The following is a 22342-nucleotide window of genomic DNA, read 5'->3' as shown; positions in this document are numbered from 1 at the left end:
AGAAATGGAAGTCATCTCCAGACGCGACATCGAGCCCCTCAACAACGTGACCATCAACGGCGCCTTGCATGATCTGGGGGTGGTAAAGATTTTCTCCCGGCATCCCGCTCTGGCTCAATTCATCCCGACCAACAGCGAGCTGGCCATCAGTTGGGTAAGGCTCGAAAAAGATCAGGAACTGTCCGTTCACCAGCATCCCGAGCCGAGCCTGATCCTGATCTGCGACGGCTCCGGGAAAACCCTCGGCGCTACTGAGCAGGCCATCGAGGCCGGTGACATGGTGTTGGTGCCGCCGCACTCGCTGCACGGTTTCCAGGGGACTGACGATGGGTTCTGGGCACTGTCGATTCAGTTCAATGGCAAGGCACTGTATGAAGACAGCAGCAAGCCCAACGTCGTGTTCAAGTCCCGTGACACCTCAGACGCTCGCCCGGCCGAGGTGCTGCTGGAAGATAACGAACATTTTCTCGAAGACTTCCGTCACAGCCGACTATTGGCGCTGATCAACTCGGCGGTCATCGAGCACCCTCAGGTTCGCGAAAAACTCCTCGACTGCCTGCAGACCTGGTCGGACATGTTCCAGGACTTGCTGCACATACGAGTCGCGATGACGCTCGATCCCGCGCACAAAAAAATCGCCCTCGAACATTTGATCGAAGAGCTCGGCCACAATAACAACTTGCGCGACCAGCGCGAAGCCGGACATACCCCGGTGTGGGATGCAGCGTTTCTTTCGACGATGGAGTGGTTCCGGCACCAGATGCTCTACAAGAGCGACATGGTCAAGACACTGCTGATGCACATCGTGCTGGAGGGCAGCGGGGAAATTTTCCACAGCGAGGCTTCCCGCGTATTTGCCGGCATGCCGCATTTCCAGGAGCACGGCGAAGACGACGGCAGCCACGTCAGCATGGGCATCGAGCTGTTGAATCAGGCATCACCCAAGGAAATCGAAGAGCTGCGCGAAGCCCTGAGCGAAGGCTGGAACATGATGACTTTGCTGTGCAACCGATTTGCCGAAATTGCCTGTGCCGATCATCCGGATAACCCGCCGGCACCTGCCACCGCCCAAACGCGTGCGTACAACTGACCCATGAAGATTGCAGAATTCCTCAAGACAGTCCTGTGGTTCCGGCTCCCGGAGCCGGAAAAAAAACGCGCCGCAGCACAACTGCACGCTCATCGCTGGCAACGCTGGTCGAATGCCGCCAGCCGCGATGCTCGACCGGACGCCGAAACACAGCCGCTGCCTGCGAGGATTTTTGCCGCCCTGAAACAAGATATCGGCCTGGCGCTAATAACGATTGCCGTGCACACCAGCGCGGCATTCGGTGCCGCGATCACCTTGAAGTCACTGCTCGCGCAATTGATGCAGGGTGAGTCGGACATCGCGTCCAACCTGACATTGGGCGTGACCTGCATGGTGCTGACTTACTGCGCCTGGTTGGCCCTCAACCACACGTTTTTCCTCGCGGAGCTGGTGGGTATCGGCAGCCGCTCTTACGTAGAACAACGCTTGCTGCGCAAAAAACCGGCGCTGCAAAAGGCTACAGCTGAACCGAGCCTGACCAGCCTGTTTGATCGCGAAGCCTCCCGTATCGAGTCTTCCTGGTCAGGCCTGATAACCATATCGTTGGCATTGGCCACGGTCATTTTCACCTCGACATTCTTCTTTTATGCGCTGGGTGTCAGCGCGCTCGCGGCGCTGGCGGTCATTGCTATCAGCTCAATGACGGTCTACTGGATTGCCCGTCGCCTGAACCAGGCTTACGAAGCGCTTTCGCTGAGTGCGACCCAACGCCTGGAGGTCGGCGCATTTGCCGTAAAGAACCGGCGCCAAGCCTGGCTGAAAAACTGGACCGACCCATTGATCCGCGAATACGCCAGCAAACGCCACTTGGAAGAACACGCGCTGAAAAGAGCTGCACGTCTGGTCGCGGGCATCAGCCTGGTATCGTCGATGACCCCGATTGCCGCGCTGCTCAGTGCCGCTTTGCTGCAACTGGCCTACACCGGCCAGATCGACGCGCCCGGAGTTTTGGCCGCCATCGCCTTGATCGGCGGATTGCGCTCGGTGGCCAACAATATTCCGGACATCGTGCAAAGCCTGTCGCAGGGTGTCGTCGGGCATAAAAACATCGCCGCGTATTTACTCGCCAAGACGGGCGAAAACAGCCCGTTCGTTGCCCGCCAACTCCCGCCCATCGACGCCCGGCACATCGCGATTGTCGGCGCCGCCGGCAGTGGCAAGACCAGCCTGTTGAAGTTCTGTGCCGAACGACTGGCACACGCCGACGGCAAGGCACTGCTGATACCCGACGAGCCTTGGATCGTCGAGGGTGGCCTGACGGAAAACCTGAGCGTGTACGGGACGCTCTTTACCGACGAAGACGTACGCGATGCATTCGGTTACGCGCGTTTGCCAAAACACTTTTACCTGGACTACCTCAACGAACGGCGCCAAGGTGCAAACCGGCGCTGGGACGTTTCCAGGGGACAGGGCAAACGTCTCGAGCTGGCCCGGGCGCTGATACACCGACCGCAATGGGTGTTCATTGATCAACCCACTTCCGGTCTGGACAACGACATTGCCACGGGTTTGCTGCAATCGATGCTGAGTGGGCCATGGCGCGACACCCGGGTGATTTTCGTGACCGAACGCCCGGATGAAATAGCCGCGGCACAGCAAGTCTGGACGCTCGCAGACGGGCAGATAAACGTCAGTGAAAACCAGCAGCCGGCTACGCTGCCGGGCACGGCATCAGCCGACGAATCGGCTTTCGACAGTTCCCCGACATCGGCACAACGCTCGCCGGCCGATGATCCGCCACCCGCCGCGACGATCCGACCGCTGCTCGACAGCCTGCGCGAGTTCGGCATCTGGAAACTTTCGCTCGTTGCGTTCGCACTGCTCGCGCTGAAGGAAATATTCACCATCACGGGTGACTACATCATCGCCAGCGGCTACATGAGTTCGCACCTGCAAGCATCGCTGATCGGCTTGAGCAGTGTCCTGCTGATCAGCGCCGTGCTGTCGATCGGCAGCGCCCTGCTGACTGTCAGAAGAACCATCGACGCCGCGACGAATCAATGCCTGCGGTATTTCTCCCAGTTGATGAATTCCGGACTCAATCGGCAGCAGCAACAAGCCATCGATCACGACAGCCAGAACAAACTGACCCGCGATCAGCGACGTGTCGACGAAGTGTTGCCGGTGCTGTTGCTGGAAACCATCAGCGCCCTGACCCTGCTGTCGATCACTACGGCCTACGTGGTGCTTGGCAACCCGTATGTCGTGCTGCCATTCCTGATTATCGGCCTGATTTACTGGCACAGCGCACGACAGTCCGATGCCCTGCTGGCACATTTCAACAGTGCCGAGATCGACAGCTCCGGCGCCGTGCTGTCGCGCGTCCAGGCCTTGAGCTGGGCGGGTGGCCGATTCGATCTTGCGGCAGATCAATCTCAGGCGCTGGACTGGCTGGCGCCGGGCCTTGCAACCCGCGCCTTCGCCTCGCTGGACAACGCCGCAACTCGCCGTTGGTACAGCTACAAACTGGACTTGATGGGCGTGCTGTTCCTGTCCGGAATCATCGCGTCGACGATTACGATTCAGGCCGCAGGCGTGGTCAGCACCGCCAACGTGCTGGCGGTCAGTCTCTCGTACAGCCTGATCGCGATTTTCGCCCGGCTCGGCAGATGCGTCGTCGAGTTGCGACAGGTATTGGCCAGCGCTGATCGGCTCATCGTCAGCCCCGCCCGGGCGCCTGCCACGGCGTCCCCTGTCGAAGCTTCAGGCGCTGCAGCGCTTGTGGCGTTTCGCGACGTCACCTTCGTCAACCCGGCCAGCGGCGTGACGGTGCTGGAGCAATTCAACCAGTCATTCGAACCACGGGACGTAGTGGTCATCATGGGCCCCAGCGGCGTTGGCAAATCGACGTTCGCCAATCTGGTGATCGGCAGTCTCCTGCCAAGTGCAGGGCAGATTTCCACGCTCGGCGGCACCGACGGATATCTGTCCCGCCGCCACTCGCAAGAGGTTCGCCTGCTGACCTCCAATCCAGTCTTCAAACCGGGTCTGCTCGCCGATCACTTCAACCGTCCGTCTCCCGAAGCACTGCAACGAGGCGTGCACTTGCTAGGCCTGACGGACGTTGTCGAGCGACTGCAGAACGGCTTCGACCAGCACATTCCCTGGAGTGGTGAACTGGGCCTGAGCAAATCCGAGCTGCAACGCCTGGCCTTGCTGGACCTGACACTCAGTGCCCCGACGATTGCGATTCTTGATGAAGCGACTTCAGAAATGAGCAGCACGGAGGAAGTCGAACTGATCGGCAAGGTCGTTCGCGCGTTGCCGCAGACACTGTTTTTCATCATTACCCACAACCCTGACCTGTGCGAACTGGGCAATCGAACATTCAATTTCAATCACCAACGACGCCTGGTCGAGCAGCCGGCCTGAAGGTTACGGACAGCCTTTTCCAGTGCAGTCATTCAAGGATGGTAAACATGGAGTTGCTTGCGCAGCGGGAAGCGTTTTGTATCAGCTATGGCGTCTCCCGCCCCCAATTGCCCTTGCGGGATATTGCCCACTGGGAGGCTACGCTCAAAGGCACGGCGCACCAGCACAATCCGCTGCACGATGAACTCGCCAGCGTGGCACCCGGCTACTTTTATCTGCCGGTTTCGGCGCATCCCGATCCAATGCAAGTGGATCGCTTGGTCAGTGAAGCGCAAGAGGCCGACTGGCTGCTGATTCCGTCCCTGGACTCTTCGCAGCCTTTGCTGCATCGCCCTTACGATCGGCCGATCATCGCGGTGCCCTTTATGCCGGTCGCGTATCTGCGCGTAGATAACACCCTGGACAACAGCCTTTTGATGTCGATGGGGAGAAAACAACTCAAGGAGATGGTGCGCCTGACACGACGCGCCGAGGACTTCTGCCATACCGAGTTGCATCGACTCGACCGGCTGGCGGAAAACAGCGAAGTCTTGCTGGCATTTTCCACGCTTCAGTCATTGAACGTGGACAAGTACCGGCACGTGCGCAACCTGTATTCGCTGGCGGCCATGCAGGCACTCGCGCGCTCGGCGGATAGCTCCCGGTACTACATAAAAATCAACTACGAGAAAACCACCCGCCTGCCGGTGTATGCCTCGCTCAGCTACGTCGACGAGCAGCAGGGCGTTTTCTCCCAGCAGGTTCAGGGACAGGATCGCGATCGGGTTCCCGCCGGCCTCAATCTGTATGTCAGCGATTACTACCAACTCTATAAAGCCGCCGACGAACTGGGTTTGCGCACCCATTGCCTGGGACGCGGCGCCATCGACATCAAGAAACGCATGGGCGCCAACCTGATCGTCGACCTGGAAAACTGGTTGATTCCCTTACGCACCACCCGCGCCGAGCAGATGCGCGAATTTTCCAACAGAGACAGCTAACAAGGAGTTCAACATGTCTTTTTTTGATATCAACCGGCAACTGGGCAGTGCCCATCTGATTCAGAACGGCGTTTCGATCATGGATTACTCGACGTCTTCCTTTGACCTGGCGGGGACTCTGCAACAAACCCTCGCCAAGCGCTACAACCTGGCCAATGACTTTGCGCTGAACAAGATCCATGAATGCCTGAGCACCGAGCAGATCAGTACCCACCTGGAAGACTCAGGCCACTGGCACGACCCATTGCAGACACTCGGCCAGCCTATGATCGAGCAGTACTATCGCTTCGTCGGCTGGCTCAGCGAACACCTGGGATTCGACTTCGTGTTCGAGAACAACCCCTTGGTCCGCTACCACATTCCGGGTCGTCTGGATGACCGTTACCGACTGGCTGACGGTGAACTGTTCACCCACCATTCCGATACCCTGCTCGGCGACTACTTCCAGCAGATCAACATGTGGCTGCCCTTCTGCGACGTGAAAAACACCGGGGCACTCAGCGTCTGCTCGAAAAACACCAGCATCGCAGCGCTGAAGCAATTCGCCAGCGATCAGGGTTACGCCTACGACCAGTACAAAGAGAGCCGGGTCGCCTTTTTCGATTACGCGAAACAGCGTCCGCAATTGATGGCGGACCTGCGAGCCGACGCCATGCCGACAAACCTGCGTTATGGCCAGTGCCTGATGTTCGATCCACGTGTCCTGCACGGCACGGCCGAGAACATTGAAAACACCACGCGGGTCAGCATGGACTTCAGGATCGTGCCGCTCGAAGACTACCAGGCGATCATCCACGAGCTCGAACTTCAGGGTAAGACCCCCAACAGCTATGAGGGCGACGGTCTGATCAAGGGCGAGTTCTACCATGCCCTCAGTGCACGGGAAGTTGCCGGCACATTGACCACTGCGCACCAGCGCTAACTACACCGACAACCCTGGAAACAGACCATGACCACTGCTATCGCCTGGCTGGACGGTGAGTTCCTGCCGCAGGAAAACATCAATTTGTCACCCGTCACCCATTCACTGTCCTATGCCTCTTCGGTCTACGAAGGCATTCGCAGTTATGGCGGAAAAATATTCAAGTGCGAGGAACACCTGCAGCGCCTGCAGCGATCTGCACAGCTGTTCAAGCAACCATTGGAGTATTCCAATGCCACGCTGAACGATGCCTGCAACGAGCTTCTGCGTCGCAACGAACTTCAGGATGCCTACATCAAAATCATCATATTCCTCGACGACGCCGACGTGAGCTTCATGGGGCGCGGCTGTCGCAGCCGGGTGGTGATCTTCGTCCTGCCCTTCGCGCCCAAGGCCGCCACCACACCCTACCGGCTGAAAATTGCCGATTGGCGTCGTGCACCTGCCCACTGCCATCCGTATCAGGCAAAAACCTCGTCGACTTATGCCCTGAGCTTTCTGAGCTTCCGTGACAAAGGCGAAAACTTCGATGACGTGCTGTTTCTCTCGACAACCGACACCGTGTGCGAGTCCAGCGGCTCCAACATCTTCTTCATCAAGGGTCGCCAACTGATCACCCCGACCACGGAAATGGCACTGGCCGGCGTCACCCGCCGCTTCATCATCGACAAACTGGCCCCCGCACTCGATCTGCAAGTCACCGAGCGCGAAATCAGCGCATCGGAACTGGCCGGATTCGAAGGTGCTTTTCTATGCGGCACCGCCATGGAAATCACTGAAATCAGCCGAATTGACGACATGCAATACAAAACCAACCCATGGATCGAAATGCTCGCAACGCAATACAAGAAAAGCGTGCTGCATCCCCAGCGCTGAGCGAAGGTCGGGGAACAGATTTTTCAAGTGCCCCTCCCAATCCGCTCCCCAGCACTCAACAGGATGAGCGTTAGCTCGATTACCGCGGGACAGGTCCATGGTTACTTTGGGCTGGGCGGGCACTCCGGCGTATGCCAAAAGTGCTCCGCCGTAAGGGCGGAACCCCGAGAAGCCGTTACCGCAGCAACGGAGATGTGCCCAATCAGCCCAGATATACCGAGATAGACACCTCACCTAGAAAAACGATATTTCCGCGCCCACCACCACCCCAGCTAACCTCACCCGCCACAACCACCTCCAACACCCGGGGCAGACATGCATAGACTCACCCTCAAACCACTCCTGATCACCCTAGCCCTGGCAACCACCGCCCCCTTCGCAAACGCAGCAACAACCCTGGTCTACTGCTCCGAAGCCAGCCCCGCCGGCTTCGACCCCAGCCAATACACCAGCGGCACCGACTTCGACGCCTCCGCCGAAACCGTCTTCAACCGCCTCACCCAATTCCAGCGCGGCGGTACCGACATCGAACCCGGCCTGGCGACCCAATGGGACGTCTCCAACGACGGCCTGCAATACACCTTCCACCTACGGCAAGGCGTGAAATTCCACACAACGGAATATTTCACCCCGACCCGCGACTTCAACGCCGACGACGTACTGTTCACCTTCCAGCGCCTGCTCGACCCGGACAACGCCTTTCGCAAGGCCTACCCCGCCGAGTCCCCGTACTTCACCGACATGGGCCTGAACACCACGATCAAATCAGTGGAAAAACTCGACGACAACACCGTGCGCTTCAACCTGAACAACGTCGACGCCGCGTTCGTGCAAAACCTCGCCATGAGCTTCGCCTCGGTGCAGTCGGCCGAATACGCCGCCCAACTGTTAAAGGAAGGCAAAGCCGCCGACCTCAATCAGAAACCGGTGGGCACCGGCCCGTTCGTGTTCAAGCGTTACCAGAAAGACGCGCAGATCCGCTACGCCGCGAACAAGGACTACTGGAAACCCGAGGACGTAAAAATCGACAACCTGGTGTTCTCGATCACCCCGGACGCCGCCGTCCGCCTGCAGAAACTCAAGACCGGCGAATGCCAGGTCAGCGGCTACCCGCGCCCGGCCGACATCGAGGTCATGGAACAAGACCCGAACCTGCGCGTATTGAAGCAGGCCGGTTTCAACCTCGGCTTCCTCGCCTACAACACCACGCATCCGCCGCTGGACCAGCTCAAGGTCCGTCAGGCGCTGGACATGGCCATCGACAAACCGGCGATCATCAAAGCCGTCTACCAGAGTGCCGGGCAACTGGCGCAGAACGCCTTGCCACCTGCGCAATGGTCGTATGACCCGAACATCAAGGACGCGCCGTACGACCCGGTGAAAGCCAAGGCGCTACTCAAGGAAGCCGGGGTTGCACCGGGTACCACCATCAATCTCTGGGCGATGACCGTGCAGCGCGCCTCCAACCCGAATGCGCGGATGTCGGCGCAGATGATCCAGCAGGATTGGGACAAGATCGGGATCAAGGCCAACATCGTCAGCTACGAATGGGGGGAGTACATCAAGCGCGCGAAAAATGGCGAACACGACGCGATGATCTATGGTTGGACAGGAGACAACGGCGACCCGGACAACTGGCTCGGCGTGCTCTACAGCTGCGCGGCAGTCAAAGGTAGCAACTACGCCAAGTGGTGCGATCCGGCCTACGACAAATTGATTCAGCAGGCCAAGGTGTCCACGGATAAAGCGCAACGGGTAAAACTGTATCAACAGGCGCAACTGATCCTTAAACAGCAGGTGCCGATCACGCCCATTGCCAACTCCACGGTGTTCCAGCCGCTGCGCAAGGAAGTGAGCGACTTCAAGATCAGTCCGTTTGGCCTTACACCCTTCTACGGCGTGGGTATAAATAAGTAACACCGAGCCCCAAGGCGGCGCGCACAACGTGACCAATGCACCGTTTTGGGGCCTCATTTGCACCGTAAAAAACGGCCGCAAACGGTCAAATGCGTCAACTCTTACACAAATGCGACATTAAGGTACGTTCGTGCCACGCTTTGAGGCCGGCAGTCGCTCTGGATCTTGCATTGGGTATGGCCCCTGCATAAGTATCCGCAGGCACGACTCACGAGGTCGTACCTCAATATTAAAAAATGACAACAAATCATGAGGCCAACATGCTTAAACACGCGGTCATTCCGTTTTTAGTCGGCGCAGGCTTGTTAGCCTCCGCACCTTTCGCATCCGCTGCGACTAACCTGGTGTTCTGCTCCGAAGGGAGCCCGGCCGGTTTTGATCCAGGCCAGTACACCACCGGAACCGACTTCGACGCCTCAGCCGAAACCATGTTCAACCGTCTGAGCCAGTTCGAGCGTGGCGGCACCGCCGTTATCCCGGGCCTGGCCACCAGCTGGGACATTTCCCCGGACGGCCTGAATTACACCTTCCACCTGCGTGAAGGCGTCAAGTTCCACACCACCCCGTATTTCAAGCCGACTCGTGAGTTCAACGCCGACGACGTGCTGTTCACCTTCAATCGCATGATTAACAAGGATGACCCGTTCCGTAAGGCCTACCCGACCGAATTCCCGTACTTCACCGACATGGGGATGGACACCAACATCACCAAGATCGATAAAGTCGACGATCACACTGTCAAGTTCACGCTGAAAGAAGTCGACGCCGCGTTCATCCAGAACATGGCCATGAGCTTCGCCTCGATCCAGTCCGCCGAGTACGCTGCCCAGCTGCTCAAGGAAGGCAAGGCTGCCGACATCAACCAGAAGCCGATCGGCACTGGTCCGTTCGTGTTCAAGAGCTACCAGAAAGACTCGAACATCCGTTACACCGGCAACAAGGACTACTGGAAACCTGAGGACGTGAAGATCGACAACCTGATCTTCGCTATCACCACCGACCCATCGGTGCGCATCCAGAAGCTGAAAAAGAACGAATGCCAGGTCACCCTGTTCCCGCGTCCGGCGGATCTCGCGGCGCTCAAGGCCGACAAGACCCTGAAGATGCCTGACCAGGCCGGTTTCAACCTGGGCTACATCGCCTACAACGTGATGGACAAGGTCAAGGGTAGCAACGAGCCTAACCCGCTGGCCGACCTGCGCGTGCGCCAGGCGCTGGACATGGCGGTGAACAAGCCGCAGATCATCGATTCGGTTTACCAGGGCGCCGGCCAGCTGGCCGTCAACGCCATGCCGCCGACCCAGTGGTCCTACGACACCACCATCAAGGACGCCAAATACGATCCTGAGAAAGCCAAACAGCTGCTCAAGGAAGCCGGCGTCAAGGAAGGGACCGAAATCGTTCTGTGGGCGATGCCGGTACAGCGCCCGTACAACCCGAACGCCAAGCTGATGGCTGAAATGCTCCAGTCCGACTGGAAGAAGATCGGCTTGAACGTGAAGATCACCAGCTACGAATGGGGCGAGTACATCAAGCGCTCCAAAGGTGGCGAGAACCAGGCCATGCTGATTGGCTGGAGCGGTGACAATGGTGATCCCGACAACTGGCTGAACGTGCTGTTCGGCTGCGACTCGCTCAACGGCAACAACTTCTCCAAGTGGTGCGACAAGAAGTACGACGGTCTCGTCAAAGATGCCAAGCGCACCACCGATCAGGCCAAGCGCACCGAACTGTACAAACAGGCGCAACACGTCCTCAAAGATGCTGTTCCCTACACACCTATCGCTCACTCGACGGTGTTCCAACCCATGCGCGCCAACGTGCAGGACTTCAAGATCAGCCCATTCGGCTTGAATTCCTTCTACGGCGTCAGCGTCAGCAATTAAGCCATCGCAGCGGCGACGTTCATGACGTCGCCGCTGCTTTAGCTGCCGGAAGTCAGGAATTTGCCTACAGCCAATTCCGTTGCGGATGACTGCAACGGCAGGGGATGTGTCGACTTTTCCTACGAGCATTCAGGCAATTACGCATTTACTGCCAGACCCACGGCCCCTACCGTCGGGTTCTGACCAGTTTCTGCGTGGGCCATCGGCTTGCTGTACGTACTGGATTGAGCTCAATGCCACCTCAACTTCCCTGGACGGGATCGCGGTGCATTGAACAACACGACAAAAAGAGGGAGCGTCATGCGCCATACCTTGGTTTTTTCCGCATTGCTGGGCGCCGGCCTGCTGGCCGCCACGTCCGCCAGTTTTGCCGCCAGCAAGAGCCTGGTGTTCTGCTCCGAAGGCAGCCCGGCGGGTTTTGATACCGCGCAATACACGACGGCGACCGATAACGATGCCGCCGAGCCGCTGTACAACCGTCTGGTCGAGTTCGAAAAAGGCGCGACCAACGTCGTACCGGGACTGGCAACCCAGTGGGATATTTCCGAGGATGGACTCAAGTACACCTTTCACCTGCGTGAAGGTGTGAAATTTCATACAACGCCGTACTTCAAACCGACGCGCGATTTCAACGCCGACGACGTGCTGTTCACGTTTAACCGCATGCTCGATCCCGCGCAGCCATTCCGTAAGGCTTATCCAACCGAATTCCCGTATTTCAACGGGATGAGCCTGAACAAGAACATCGCCAAGGTCGAAAAGACCGGGCCGCTGACCGTGGAGTTCACGCTCAACAGCGTCGACGCCGCGTTCATCCAGAACATTGCCATGAGCTTCGCCGCCATCCTGTCCGCCGAATACGCCGACAAGCTGCTGGCTGAAGGCAAGCCAAGCGACATCAACCAGAAACCGGTCGGGACCGGGCCGTTCGTGTTCAAGAGCTATCAGAAGGACTCGAGCATCCGTTATACCGGCAACGAACATTACTGGGACCCAAGCCGGGTCAAGCTGAAGAATCTGATCTTCGCGATCAACACCGACGCTTCGGTGCGCGTGCAGAAGCTCAAGGCCGGCGAATGCCAGATCACTCTGCATCCGCGCCCTGCCGACGTGGAGGCGCTGAAGGCCGACCCGAAACTGCAGCTGATTTCCAAGCCCGGCTTCAACCTCGGTTACATTGCCTACAACGTCCGTCACAAGCCCTTCGACCAGCTCGAAGTGCGTCAGGCGCTGGACATGGCAGTGAATAAACAAGGGATTCTCAACGCTGTTTATCAAGGCGCCGGACAACTGGCGGTCAACGGCATGCCGCCGACCCAGTGGTCCTACGACGACAGCATCAAGGATGCCGCCTACAACCCGGAAAAAGCCAAAGAGCTGCTCAAGGCCGCCGGCGTCAAGGAAGGCACCGAGATCACGCTGTGGGCGATGCCGGTCCAGCGTCCGTACAACCCGAACGCCAAACTGATGGCCGAAATGCTCCAGGCTGACTGGGCGAAAATCGGTCTGAAAGTGAAGATCGTCAGCTACGAATGGGGCGAGTACATCAAGCGCACCAAGAATGGCGAGCACGACATCAGCCTGATTGGCTGGACCGGCGACAACGGGGATCCGGACAACTGGCTGGGCACCCTGTACAGCTGCGATGCCATCGGCGGCAACAACTACTCCATGTGGTGCGATCCGGCTTACGACAAGCTGATCAAAGAGGCCAAGGTCGTCACCGACCGCGACCAGCGCACCACGCTCTACAAACAGGCGCAGCAGTTGCTCAAGCAGCAAGTGCCGATCACGCCTGTCGCCCACTCGACGGTCAACCAGCCGTTAAGCGCCCGGGTTGAAGGCTTCAAAGTCAGCCCCTTCGGTCGCAATGTGTTCTCGGGCGTCAGTATCGATTAACCCAACCGATTAGCCGCAATGCTGAGGGGGGCTGTCTATCCCCCTCACGCAAGCGCTTTGCCGAAATTCGCCGATCCGGCCTTTTGCAAACGTTTGCGATGTGTGAAATGAGTTCTAAACCAATAACCGGCCCACCCAAAAAAGCCGGCATAAAAAGAAAGTAAAGGAGCTTCACCCATGAAACTGAGCAGCACCGCGATACTGGCCCTGGCCATCAGCAGCATCACCGCCACGGCCTATGCCGAGGAACAGAGCCAGGCGTTCACCCCGGTGACCGTCAACGAGAAAAGCGCCCAGGCTGATGCCACCGGCTTCCTCGAAGGTTCCACCATCAGCGGCACGACCCGTAACTGGTACGCCAACGAGCAACTCAAGCGCGGCGGCAAGTTCACTTATCGCAAGGACGGCGTTGCCACCCCGACTGATCGTCGTATCAACTGGGTGCAGGGCACCATCGTCAACTTCACTTCCGGTTTCACTCAGGGCACCGTGGGTGTCAGCACTGAAGTCGCTGCTTACAACGCTGTAGCGCTGGAGCGTAATCGCAAGGACCTGGCCTCCAACAACGGTGGCGCACCGGGTTCGCGTCCAGGCGCGGGCAACAACCGTACGCTGACCAAAGAAGGCGGCGACGCTGAAGGCCAGTGGAGCAAATTGGGTCTGGCCAACGTCAAGTTCCGCGTGTCGAACACCACCCTGACCGCCGGTCGCCAGAACTTCAGCACCCCGATCGTCGACACCATCGGCAACCGTGCGCTGCCTTCGAGCTTTGAAGGTGTGAGCCTGCACAGCGAAGAACTGAACAACCTGTCGTTCGACGCCGGCAGCTTCGACCGCGTATCGCCACGTACCGAAGAAAGCCTGTCGAAATTCCGTTCCGAGTACACCAACAACAACGCCGAAACCGATCGCGTCAGCATCGTCGGCCTGAACTATCAGCCGCTGAAAAGCCTGAAGACCAGCCTGTACGCCTCCAAGGTTGAAGACTTCTGGAACCAGTACTACTTCGGCGCCACCCACGAACTGGGTGACAGCAATGTCGTCAGCCTGACCACTGGCCTGAACTACTACAAGACCGTCGATACCGGCAAAAAAGAGATGGGCGAAATCGACAACGACACCTACTCGCTGTCGTTCGGCCTGACTCACCAGGCTCATAGCCTGACCTTCTCGTACCAGGAAATTAACGGTAACGAGTACTTCGACTACCTGCACGAAACCAACGGCATCTACCTGGCCAACTCCCTGCTGTCCGACTTCAACGGCCCGAACGAGAAATCCTTCCAGGTCGCCTATGGTCTGAACATGGCCGAATATGGCGTGCCAGGCCTGAAGTTCAACATCTACCAGGCTCGCGGCTGGGGTATCGACGGTACTCACTACACCGGCACAGCCTATGACGTACGCAACATGGACGGCGAGCACCACTACGAATACGGCATTGGTGCAACCTACGCCGTACAGAGCGGCCCGCTCAAGGCGACCACCATCCGTGGCACCTACACCGCTCACCGCGCCAGCGAAAACCAGGCTGACGGCAGCATCAACGAGTTCCGTCTCGTGACCACCATCCCGTTCAACATCCTGTAAAAACGCCGACCGACGGCTGACTCATGACGAGTCGGCCGTTCGGTTTTTTGTCTTCAACCGATTGCAGAGGGTTATCGATGAAAATGCTTCCCCTACGTGCGGCCGTCGCGGCTGCGTTGTTGAGCGCCGCCATCGGCGTCTCGGCCAAACCCTTGGTGGTCTGCACCGAAGCCAGCCCGGAAGGCTTCGATATGGTCCAGTACACAACTGCAGTCACTGCCGATGCGGTGGCCGAAACGATCTTCAACCGTCTGGCGGACTTCAAGCCCGGCACCACCGAAGTGATTCCGGCACTGGCCGAATCCTGGGACATCAGTGAAGACGGCCTGACGTACACGTTCCACCTGCGCAAAGGCGTCAAGTTTCACACCACCGAATACTTCAAGCCGACCCGCGACATGAACGCCGACGACGTGGTCTGGAGCTTCCAGCGTCAGCTGGACCCGAATCACCCGTGGCACAAACTGTCGAGCGTGGGCTTCCCGTACTTTGAAAGCATGGGCTTCAAGGAACTGCTCAAAAGCGTCGAAAAAGTCGACGACAACACGGTCAAGTTCACCCTGACCCGCCGCGAAGCGCCGTTCCTGGCCGACATCGCCATGGCGTTCTCCTCGATCTACCCGGCCGAATACGCCGACCAGTTGCTCAAGTCCGGCAAGACCGCCGACCTCAACAACAAGCCTGTAGGCACCGGCCCGTTCATCTTCCAGCGTTACGCCAAGGATGCGCAGGTGCGCTTCAAGGCCAACCCGGACTACTTCCGTGGCAAGCCACCGGCCGATGCGTTGATCCTGGCAATCGCCACCGACAACAACGTGCGCCTGCAGAAGCTCAAGGCCAACGAGTGCCAGATCGCACTGTATCCGAAGCCGGATGACATCCCGAGCATCAAGAAAGACAGCAACCTGAAGGTCGATGAACTGGACGCGATGACCGTCTCGTACATCGCCATGAACACTCAGCACAAATACATGAGCGACGTGCGGGTCCGCAAAGCGATCGACATCGCATTCGACAAGGAAGCCTACGTCAACGCCCTGTTCGGCAAGGGCAACGCGACCGTAGCGGTCAACCCCTACCCGCCGACACTGCTGGGCTACAACCACGACCTGAAGAACCCGCCACGTGACCTCGACAAGGCCCGCGCCCTGCTCAAGGAAGCCGGGGTCCCGGAAGGCACCGTGTTTACTCTGTTTACCCGTAACGGCGGCGGCCCGACCAACCCCAATCCGATGCTCGGCGCACAGATGATGCAGGCCGATCTGGCGAAAGTCGGGATCAAGGTCGACATCCGTGTGATGGAATGGGGCGAGATGCTCAAGCGCGCCAAGGCCGGCGAACACGATATGGTGTCGGCCGGATGGGCGGGCGACAACGGCGACCCGGATAACTTCCTGACGCCTATGCTCAGTTGCGAAGCGGCCAAGAACGGCGAAAACTACGCGCGCTGGTGCAACGAGAAATTCCAGGCACTGCTCGACGAAGCACGGGCTAAAGTAGATCCGGCCGAACGCGCCAAGCTCTACGAACAGTCTCAGGTGCTGTTTAATCAGGACCAACCGTGGATCAGCATGGCCCACACCCGTATGTTTACCGCAATGCGCAATAACGTAGAGGGTTACCACATCAGCCCTCTGACCACGAATAACTTCGCCACCACCCAGGTGAAGTAGATAAGAAACTCCCGGCCTCCCTGACCCCAGGGTCGCCGGGCACGCCTAACCGGCTGATGAGGTACCACACAAGATGTTTAGTTTTATTGCCCGCCGACTGGGGTTGTTGATCCCCACGTTTTTCGGCATCACCCTGCTGACTTTCGCGTTGATTCGCATGATTCCCGGCGACCCCGTGGAAGTGATGATGGGCGAACGTCGGGTCGACCCCGAAATGCACGCTCAGGCAATGGAACGCCTTGGTCTGAACAAACCGCTGTATGCCCAGTACCTGGACTACATCGGCAAACTGGCCCACGGCGATCTCGGCGAATCCCTGCGTACGCGTGAGAGCGTATGGACCGAGTTCACCTCCCTCTTCCCGGCGACCCTGGAACTGTCCATGGCCGCCCTGCTGTTCGCCGGCATTCTCGGTCTTCTGGCCGGGGTGATCGCGGCCCTCAAACGAGGATCCCTGTTCGACCATGGGGTGATGGGCATCTCCCTGGCGGGGTATTCGATGCCGATCTTCTGGTGGGGCCTGATCCTGATCATGTTCTTCTCGGTGAGCCTGGGCTGGACCCCGGTGTCCGGGCGGATCGACCTGCTCTACGACATCGAGCCGCGCACCGGTTTCATGCTGATCGACACGCTGCTGGCCGATGACATGGGCGCATTCTTCGATGCCCTGCATCACCTGATTCTGCCGGCCATCGTGCTCGGCACCATTCCACTGGCGGTGATCGCGCGGATGACCCGTTCGTCGATGCTCGAAGTGCTGCGTGAAGACTACATCCGCACTGCCAAGGCCAAAGGCCTGTCGCCGTCGCGCGTGGTGTTCGTGCACGGCCTGCGTAACGCGCTGATTCCGGTTCTGACCGTGGTCGGCCTGCAAGTCGGTACCCTGCTGGCCGGCGCGGTCCTGACCGAAACCATTTTCTCCTGGCCCGGCATCGGTAAATGGCTGATCGAAGCCATCGGCGCCCGGGACTACCCGGTTGTGCAAAACGGCATCCTGTTAATCGCCTGCCTGGTGATTCTGGTCAACTTCGTAGTGGACATCCTCTACGGCTTTGCCAACCCACGCATCCGTCATCAGCGCTGAGGTCCATACCATGAGCACTCCAACATCCTCAGTAGCCACTTCCGCCCCAAGCGCGGATCAAAGCCTGCTGTATCCGTCACCGTACAAAGAATTCTGGCAAGCCTTCGCGAAGAACAAGGGCGCGGTTGCCGGCCTGCTGTTCATGCTGCTGGTGATTTTCTGCGCGATCTTCGCGCCGTGGGTCGCGCCGCATAACCCGAGCGAGCAATACCGTGACTTCCTGCTGACGCCACCGGCGTGGCTCGAAGGCGGGCAAATGCAGTTCCTGCTCGGCACCGATGAACTGGGCCGCGACCTGCTGTCGCGGCTGATCCAGGGTTCGCGCCTGTCGCTGCTGATCGGTCTGTCGTCGGTGGTAATGTCGTTGATCCCGGGGATCCTGCTGGGTCTGTTCGCCGGTTTCTTCCCGAAGATGATCGGCCCGACCATCATGCGTCTGATGGACATCATGCTGGCCCTGCCGTCCCTGCTGCTGGCTGTGGCGATTGTCGCCATCCTCGGCCCTGGCCTGATCAACACCGTGATCGCCATCGCCGTGGTTTCGCTGCCGTCCTACGTGCGTCTGACCCGTGCCGCCGTGATGGGCGAACTGAACCGCGACTACGTCACTGCCGCGCGCCTGGCCGGTGCCGGTCTGCCGCGCCTGATGTTCATCACCGTGCTGCCCAACTGCATGGCTCCGCTGATCGTACAGGCCACCCTGAGTTTCTCTTCGGCGATTCTCGACGCGGCGGCGCTGGGCTTCCTCGGCCTTGGCGTACAACCGCCAACCCCTGAGTGGGGCACCATGCTGGCCTCCGCCCGCGACTACATCGAACGCGCCTGGTGGGTCGTGAGCCTGCCGGGTCTGACCATTTTGCTCAGCGTGCTGGCAATCAACTTGATGGGCGACGGTCTGCGCGATGCGCTGGACCCGAAACTCAAGAACGCCGCCTGAGGAGATTCCCATGTCACTGCTAGAAATCAAGAATCTCAACGTCCGCTTCGGCGACAAGAACGCGACGCCCGTGGTCGATGGCCTCGACCTGAAAGTCGATAAGGGCGAAGTCCTGGCCATCGTTGGTGAGTCGGGGTCGGGTAAATCCGTGACCATGATGGCGCTGATGGGGCTGATCGAGCATCCCGGCATCGTCACGGCCGACTCGCTCAGCTTCGACGGCAAAGACATGCTCAAGCTGAGCAATCGTCAGCGTCGGCAAATCGTCGGCAAAGACCTGTCGATGGTGTTCCAGGATCCGATGACCGCGCTCAACCCGAGCTACACCGTCGGCTTCCAGATCGAAGAAGTGCTGCGCCTGCACCTGAAAATGTCCGGCAAGCAAGCGCGCAAACGCGCCATCGAACTGCTGGAGAAAGTGGAAATCCCGGGCGCCGCCAGCCGTATGGACGCCTACCCGCACCAACTGTCCGGCGGCATGAGCCAGCGTGTGGCAATTGCCATGGCGATTGCCGGCGAGCCGAAACTGCTGATCGCCGACGAACCGACCACGGCGCTGGACGTGACGATTCAGGCGCAGATCATGGATCTGCTGCTGGCGTTGCAGAAAGAACAGAACATGGGCCTGGTGCTGATCACTCACGACCTCGCGGTCGTGGCCGAAACCGCCCAGCGCGTCTGTGTGATGTACGCAGGTCAAGCGGTAGAAGTCGGCCAGGTGCCGCAACTGTTCGACATCCCGGCACACCCTTACAGCGAAGCCCTGCTCAAGGCGATTCCCGAGCACAGTCTGGGCGCCGAGCGCCTGTCGACCCTGCCGGGCATCGTTCCAGGCCGCTACGACCGTCCGCAGGGTTGCCTGCTGTCGCCGCGCTGCCCGTACGTGCAGGACAGCTGCCGCGTGCAACGTCCAGCCCTTGATCCGAAAGCCAACAGCCTCGCCCGTTGCTTCTACCCGCTGAACCAGGAGGTGGCGTAATGGCCGTCGTACTTACCGCCCGCGACCTGACCCGTCACTACGAAGTCTCCCGTGGCCTGTTCAAGGGCCACGCGACCGTGCGCGCCCTCAACGGCGTGTCGTTCGAACTGGAAGCCGGCAAGACCCTCGCTGTCGTAGGCGAATCGGGTTGCGGCAAATCCACCCTCGCCCGCGCCCTGACCCTGATTGAAGAGCCGTCTTCCGGCTCGCTGAAAATCGCCGGGCAAGAAGTCGCCGGCGCCGACAAGGCCCAGCGCAAACAACTGCGCAAAGACGTGCAGATGGTGTTTCAGAGCCCGTACGCGTCGTTGAACCCGCGGCAGAAAATCGGTGATCAATTGGCCGAGCCACTGCTGATCAACACCAACCTGAGTGCCACCGAGCGTCGCGAGAAAGTCCAGGCGATGATGAAGCAGGTCGGCTTGCGTCCCGAGCACTACCAGCGTTATCCGCACATGTTCTCCGGTGGTCAGCGTCAGCGTATTGCCTTGGCGCGGGCGATGATGCTGCAACCGAAAGTGCTGGTGGCGGACGAACCGACCTCGGCGCTCGACGTATCGATTCAGGCGCAGGTGCTGAACCTGTTCATGGACCTGCAGCAGGAGTTCAACACCGCCTACGTGTTCATCTCGCACAACCTGGCGGTGGTGCGTCACGTCGCCGACTCGGTGCTGGTGATGTACCTCGGCCGTCCGGTGGAAATGGGCCCGAAAGAGGACATCTACACCCGACCTCTGCACCCTTACACTCAGGCCTTGTTGTCAGCGACACCCACGATCCACCCGGATCCGGACAAGCCGAAAATCAAGATTGTCGGCGAACTGCCCAACCCGCTGAACCCGCCACCGGGCTGCGCGTTCCACAAGCGTTGCCCGTACGCGACCGAGCGTTGCAGCACTGAAGAGCCGGCCCTGCGCTCGCTCGACAACCGGCAGGTGGCTTGCCACTACGCCGAACAGTTCCTCGATGGCGCGGCGTAAGCAAAACCGGAGACCGCCACTCAACCTGTAGGAGCTGTCGAGTGAAACGAGGCTGCGATCTGTTGATTTTCAGCATCAGGATCAAAAGATCGCAGCGTGCCGTAGCTCCTGCAGGAATCGTGTTTATCCGGAAATAATGTGTTAACCCAAACCCCTTCTCCCCCGATTGCGCATCAGTCGGGGAAGAAGGGGTTTTCTTTTGCCGGCGCTTTACGACTGGCTGTCGCCTTCGTCATCGTCAGTGTCCGGCTCGTCAGTGGTCGAGTCGTCATCATCCTTGCTGCCGCCCTGGTCCTGATCGCCCGGTTCGGATTCCGACTTGGCCAGCATGATCACACCGGCTTGCCCGTGGGCTGCGTTAAACCCCTGTGATGGTGTGGCAGAACTTGCCCACGCCGCCGTAGTGCCAAGCGTCAACATCACCAAAACCTTAAGCAACAGCACAATGCGTTGAAAAATGCTCATAGCCATTTCCATCCTTTCGTGGTTGAAGCCTGGGGTGCCGATCCGGCGCTGAATGAAATCTAGTTCCGATCAGTCCGGTTCACCAGATAGGACGCTGACCAACCCCGGGAAATGCCCTGGTACGAGAGATCACTTGTGAATAACCGCTATAACCGAATCAGCTAAGCGAGGCCGTGGGTTCGCTGGTGGCCAGCGCTTTGGCCTGGGTCGACGAGCGCGTCGCCAGGCAGATCAGCGGCAAGGTCAACAACGCCAGTGTCGCGCTTGCAAGCCATACGCTGTGCCCTCCCAAGTGCCCATACAGCTGACCACTCAACACCGGCGACAACAATGCACTGGCGCTCCAGCTCATGAAAAACAGACCGAAATACTGGCCGCTTTTGCCGCCCTGCGCGTGCCGCATGACCAGTACATTCAGCGGCGGCATGAAAAAAGCTTCACCCAAGGTCCAGATCACCGTCGACAGACACACGTAAAGCAAGCCGGAGCCAAACGGCAACATTCCCAACCCGACCGCCAACAACACACAACCCGCGAGCAATTGCCGACGCAAGCCCCACCGCTCGCCCCAGTGCGTGAGCGGGATCTGCAGCGCCACCACCAGCATCGCGTTAAGCCCGAACTGCCAGCCGATGGCCTCGGTGCTCAAGTGGTAGTAGTCGCGCAGATAGTTGCCCAGCGTGCTGTAAACCGTGTCGAAGGCCATCCCCAGCAACACGGCCGCACCGAGCAGCCAGAGGAATGCCGCGTCGCGCAACGGTGTACCAGTGCCAGCTTCGGTCACCTCATCGGGCTTGAGTACCGCGCGGCGCCATGTAGTGTGCACAAACCACAGCAACGCGAGCAGCGTCATCGCCGCACTGACAAAAAACACCCAACGGAAATCCGTCTGCGCCAACACCCCGCCGGCCACCCCGGCAGCCGCCATGCCAAGGTTTCGCGCCACCCGGCTCAAGGCTTGGGCACGGGAGCGCTGCGCAGGCTCGCAATACTCCATGATCAGCCGCTGATGCAGCGTTCGAATCGCCCCGTCGACGGCACCACTGAGCAACAGCAACACGGCCAGCAACGCCACCTGCGTCACCAGCCCCAACAGGATCAACACCCACATGGAAACAAAAAACAACGCGGCGGTCAGCCGCGCCGTCCGCACATGATCACTGAGCAACCCACCGAGCATCGAACCAATCAACAACCCGGCACCGTAGGCCGACAACAGCCAGCCCACCGTCTCGATCGCCAGCCCCAGCTCCTGGCGCAGATACAGCGCCATGAACAACTTGACCATGCTGCTCAAGCGATTGATGAACAGCAGCGCCGCGAGCACCCAGGCCATCAGGCTGAAATAGCCGTTGGGGTGCAGCAGATGGACGAGGTTGCGCGTCATTCCATTGACCTCTCAAAGCGACTGGCGTGGACCTGAAACACTAACGCCCAGCACACCGGTTGTCGCGCTCAAGGACATCGATATCTCAAAATACAGAGTCGCCCTACAACCCTGTGGGAGCTGTCGTAGGCAGCGATCTTTTGACTTCGCGCTTCAAGTCCAAAAGATCGCAGCCCTCGGTCGCTCAGTTCGATTAGAAAATGGTCGGCTCGCAGGCCGCCATCGCTGGCAAGCCAGCTCCCACACAAGAGCAAGAGCAGAACGCGCACCGCTCTTGCTCCTCACCACTCAACACAATGAGCGTT

16 protein-coding genes are annotated in these 22342 nt (G+C 59.2%); 14 read left to right on the top strand and 2 right to left on the bottom strand.

Going from position 1 to position 22342, the window contains the following annotated elements; genetic code table 11:
- Positions 1–4 precede the first annotated feature (4 nt).
- From OC71_RS20240 to OC71_RS20175, 14 genes are all read left to right on the top strand, one after another.
- A complete protein-coding gene (locus tag OC71_RS20240) occupies positions 5–1090 on the top strand; it encodes an AraC family ligand binding domain-containing protein (protein WP_052510606.1) in 1086 nt (361 codons plus the stop codon).
- A 3-nt stretch (positions 1091–1093) separates the two neighbouring features.
- Positions 1094–4462, top strand: a complete 3369-nt coding sequence (locus OC71_RS20235; RefSeq protein ID WP_041072791.1) for an ATP-binding cassette domain-containing protein — start codon at positions 1094–1096, stop codon at positions 4460–4462.
- Between the two features lie 47 nt (positions 4463–4509).
- Positions 4510–5442: a hypothetical protein gene (locus tag OC71_RS20230; RefSeq protein ID WP_041072789.1), complete on the top strand. Its 933-nt coding sequence runs from the start codon at positions 4510–4512 to the stop codon at positions 5440–5442.
- Between the two features lie 13 nt (positions 5443–5455).
- On the top strand, positions 5456–6364 hold the full coding sequence (locus OC71_RS20225) for a mitomycin antibiotic biosynthesis protein (protein WP_041072787.1): 909 nt from the start codon (positions 5456–5458) through the stop codon (positions 6362–6364).
- Between the two features lie 27 nt (positions 6365–6391).
- Positions 6392–7240, top strand: coding sequence for an aminotransferase class IV (locus OC71_RS20220; protein ID WP_041072785.1), 849 nt, complete (start codon positions 6392–6394; stop codon positions 7238–7240).
- Between the two features lie 315 nt (positions 7241–7555).
- Entirely contained in the window at positions 7556–9157 is a 1602-nt protein-coding gene (locus tag OC71_RS20215; protein ID WP_041072783.1) for an ABC transporter substrate-binding protein, read from the top strand.
- Between the two features lie 260 nt (positions 9158–9417).
- Positions 9418–11043 (top strand): ABC transporter substrate-binding protein, encoded by a 1626-nt coding sequence (locus OC71_RS20210; protein WP_041072781.1) that lies wholly within the window; start codon positions 9418–9420, stop codon positions 11041–11043.
- A 300-nt stretch (positions 11044–11343) separates the two neighbouring features.
- On the top strand, positions 11344–12942 hold the full coding sequence (locus tag OC71_RS20205) for an ABC transporter substrate-binding protein (protein ID WP_041072779.1): 1599 nt from the start codon (positions 11344–11346) through the stop codon (positions 12940–12942).
- A gap of 177 nt (positions 12943–13119) precedes the next feature.
- The gene (locus OC71_RS20200) at positions 13120–14532 is read left to right on the top strand and encodes an OprD family porin (RefSeq protein ID WP_041072777.1); all 1413 of its coding nucleotides are present in this window, start codon (positions 13120–13122) and stop codon (positions 14530–14532) included.
- Between the two features lie 77 nt (positions 14533–14609).
- Positions 14610–16205: an ABC transporter substrate-binding protein gene (locus OC71_RS20195; protein ID WP_041072775.1), complete on the top strand. Its 1596-nt coding sequence runs from the start codon at positions 14610–14612 to the stop codon at positions 16203–16205.
- A gap of 73 nt (positions 16206–16278) precedes the next feature.
- Positions 16279–17289 (top strand): ABC transporter permease subunit, encoded by a 1011-nt coding sequence (locus OC71_RS20190; protein ID WP_041072773.1) that lies wholly within the window; start codon positions 16279–16281, stop codon positions 17287–17289.
- A gap of 10 nt (positions 17290–17299) precedes the next feature.
- Positions 17300–18226 carry an ABC transporter permease subunit gene (locus OC71_RS20185; protein ID WP_041072771.1) on the top strand — a complete coding sequence of 309 codons (927 nt, stop codon included), beginning with the start codon at positions 17300–17302 and terminating at the stop codon, positions 18224–18226.
- Between the two features lie 10 nt (positions 18227–18236).
- Complete coding sequence (locus OC71_RS20180) at positions 18237–19205, top strand: ABC transporter ATP-binding protein (protein ID WP_041072769.1); 969 nt, start codon at positions 18237–18239, stop codon at positions 19203–19205.
- Complete coding sequence (locus OC71_RS20175) at positions 19205–20185, top strand: peptide ABC transporter ATP-binding protein (protein ID WP_041072767.1); 981 nt, start codon at positions 19205–19207, stop codon at positions 20183–20185. The genes OC71_RS20180 and OC71_RS20175 overlap by 1 nt, the downstream gene beginning before the upstream one ends.
- Before the next feature lie 210 nt (positions 20186–20395).
- On the opposite strand, the gene OC71_RS20170 is transcribed toward OC71_RS20175, so the two are convergent.
- Positions 20396–20650, bottom strand: a complete 255-nt coding sequence (locus OC71_RS20170; RefSeq protein WP_041072765.1) for a hypothetical protein — start codon at positions 20648–20650, stop codon at positions 20396–20398.
- Positions 20651–20807: 157 nt separating this feature from the next.
- On the bottom strand, positions 20808–22037 hold the full coding sequence (locus tag OC71_RS20165) for an MFS transporter (protein ID WP_041072762.1): 1230 nt from the start codon (positions 22035–22037) through the stop codon (positions 20808–20810).
- Positions 22038–22342: the final 305 nt, after the last annotated feature.

It is taken from the genome of Pseudomonas sp. W15Feb9B, from assembly GCF_000828175.1.
Taxonomy (GTDB): domain Bacteria; phylum Pseudomonadota; class Gammaproteobacteria; order Pseudomonadales; family Pseudomonadaceae; genus Aquipseudomonas; species Aquipseudomonas parakoreensis.
Note: the sequence above shows the minus strand (reverse complement) of the source record. Positions and strands in the feature narration are given on the sequence as shown.

Bases quoted from the DNA above. Each gene is read 5' to 3' on its own strand.
- OC71_RS20240 (WP_052510606.1), top strand. From the start codon at position 5: ATGGAAGTCATCTCCAGACGCGACATCGAGCCCCTCAACAACGTGACC.
- OC71_RS20235 (WP_041072791.1), top strand. From the start codon at position 1,094: ATGAAGATTGCAGAATTCCTCAAGACAGTCCTGTGGTTCCGGCTCCCG.
- OC71_RS20230 (WP_041072789.1), top strand. From the start codon at position 4,510: ATGGAGTTGCTTGCGCAGCGGGAAGCGTTTTGTATCAGCTATGGCGTC.
- OC71_RS20225 (WP_041072787.1), top strand. From the start codon at position 5,456: ATGTCTTTTTTTGATATCAACCGGCAACTGGGCAGTGCCCATCTGATT.
- OC71_RS20220 (WP_041072785.1), top strand. From the start codon at position 6,392: ATGACCACTGCTATCGCCTGGCTGGACGGTGAGTTCCTGCCGCAGGAA.
- OC71_RS20215 (WP_041072783.1), top strand. From the start codon at position 7,556: ATGCATAGACTCACCCTCAAACCACTCCTGATCACCCTAGCCCTGGCA.
- OC71_RS20210 (WP_041072781.1), top strand. From the start codon at position 9,418: ATGCTTAAACACGCGGTCATTCCGTTTTTAGTCGGCGCAGGCTTGTTA.
- OC71_RS20205 (WP_041072779.1), top strand. From the start codon at position 11,344: ATGCGCCATACCTTGGTTTTTTCCGCATTGCTGGGCGCCGGCCTGCTG.
- OC71_RS20200 (WP_041072777.1), top strand. From the start codon at position 13,120: ATGAAACTGAGCAGCACCGCGATACTGGCCCTGGCCATCAGCAGCATC.
- OC71_RS20195 (WP_041072775.1), top strand. From the start codon at position 14,610: ATGAAAATGCTTCCCCTACGTGCGGCCGTCGCGGCTGCGTTGTTGAGC.
- OC71_RS20190 (WP_041072773.1), top strand. From the start codon at position 16,279: ATGTTTAGTTTTATTGCCCGCCGACTGGGGTTGTTGATCCCCACGTTT.
- OC71_RS20185 (WP_041072771.1), top strand. From the start codon at position 17,300: ATGAGCACTCCAACATCCTCAGTAGCCACTTCCGCCCCAAGCGCGGAT.
- OC71_RS20180 (WP_041072769.1), top strand. From the start codon at position 18,237: ATGTCACTGCTAGAAATCAAGAATCTCAACGTCCGCTTCGGCGACAAG.
- OC71_RS20175 (WP_041072767.1), top strand. From the start codon at position 19,205: ATGGCCGTCGTACTTACCGCCCGCGACCTGACCCGTCACTACGAAGTC.
- OC71_RS20170 (WP_041072765.1), bottom strand. From the start codon at position 20,650: ATGAGCATTTTTCAACGCATTGTGCTGTTGCTTAAGGTTTTGGTGATG.
- OC71_RS20165 (WP_041072762.1), bottom strand. From the start codon at position 22,037: ATGACGCGCAACCTCGTCCATCTGCTGCACCCCAACGGCTATTTCAGC.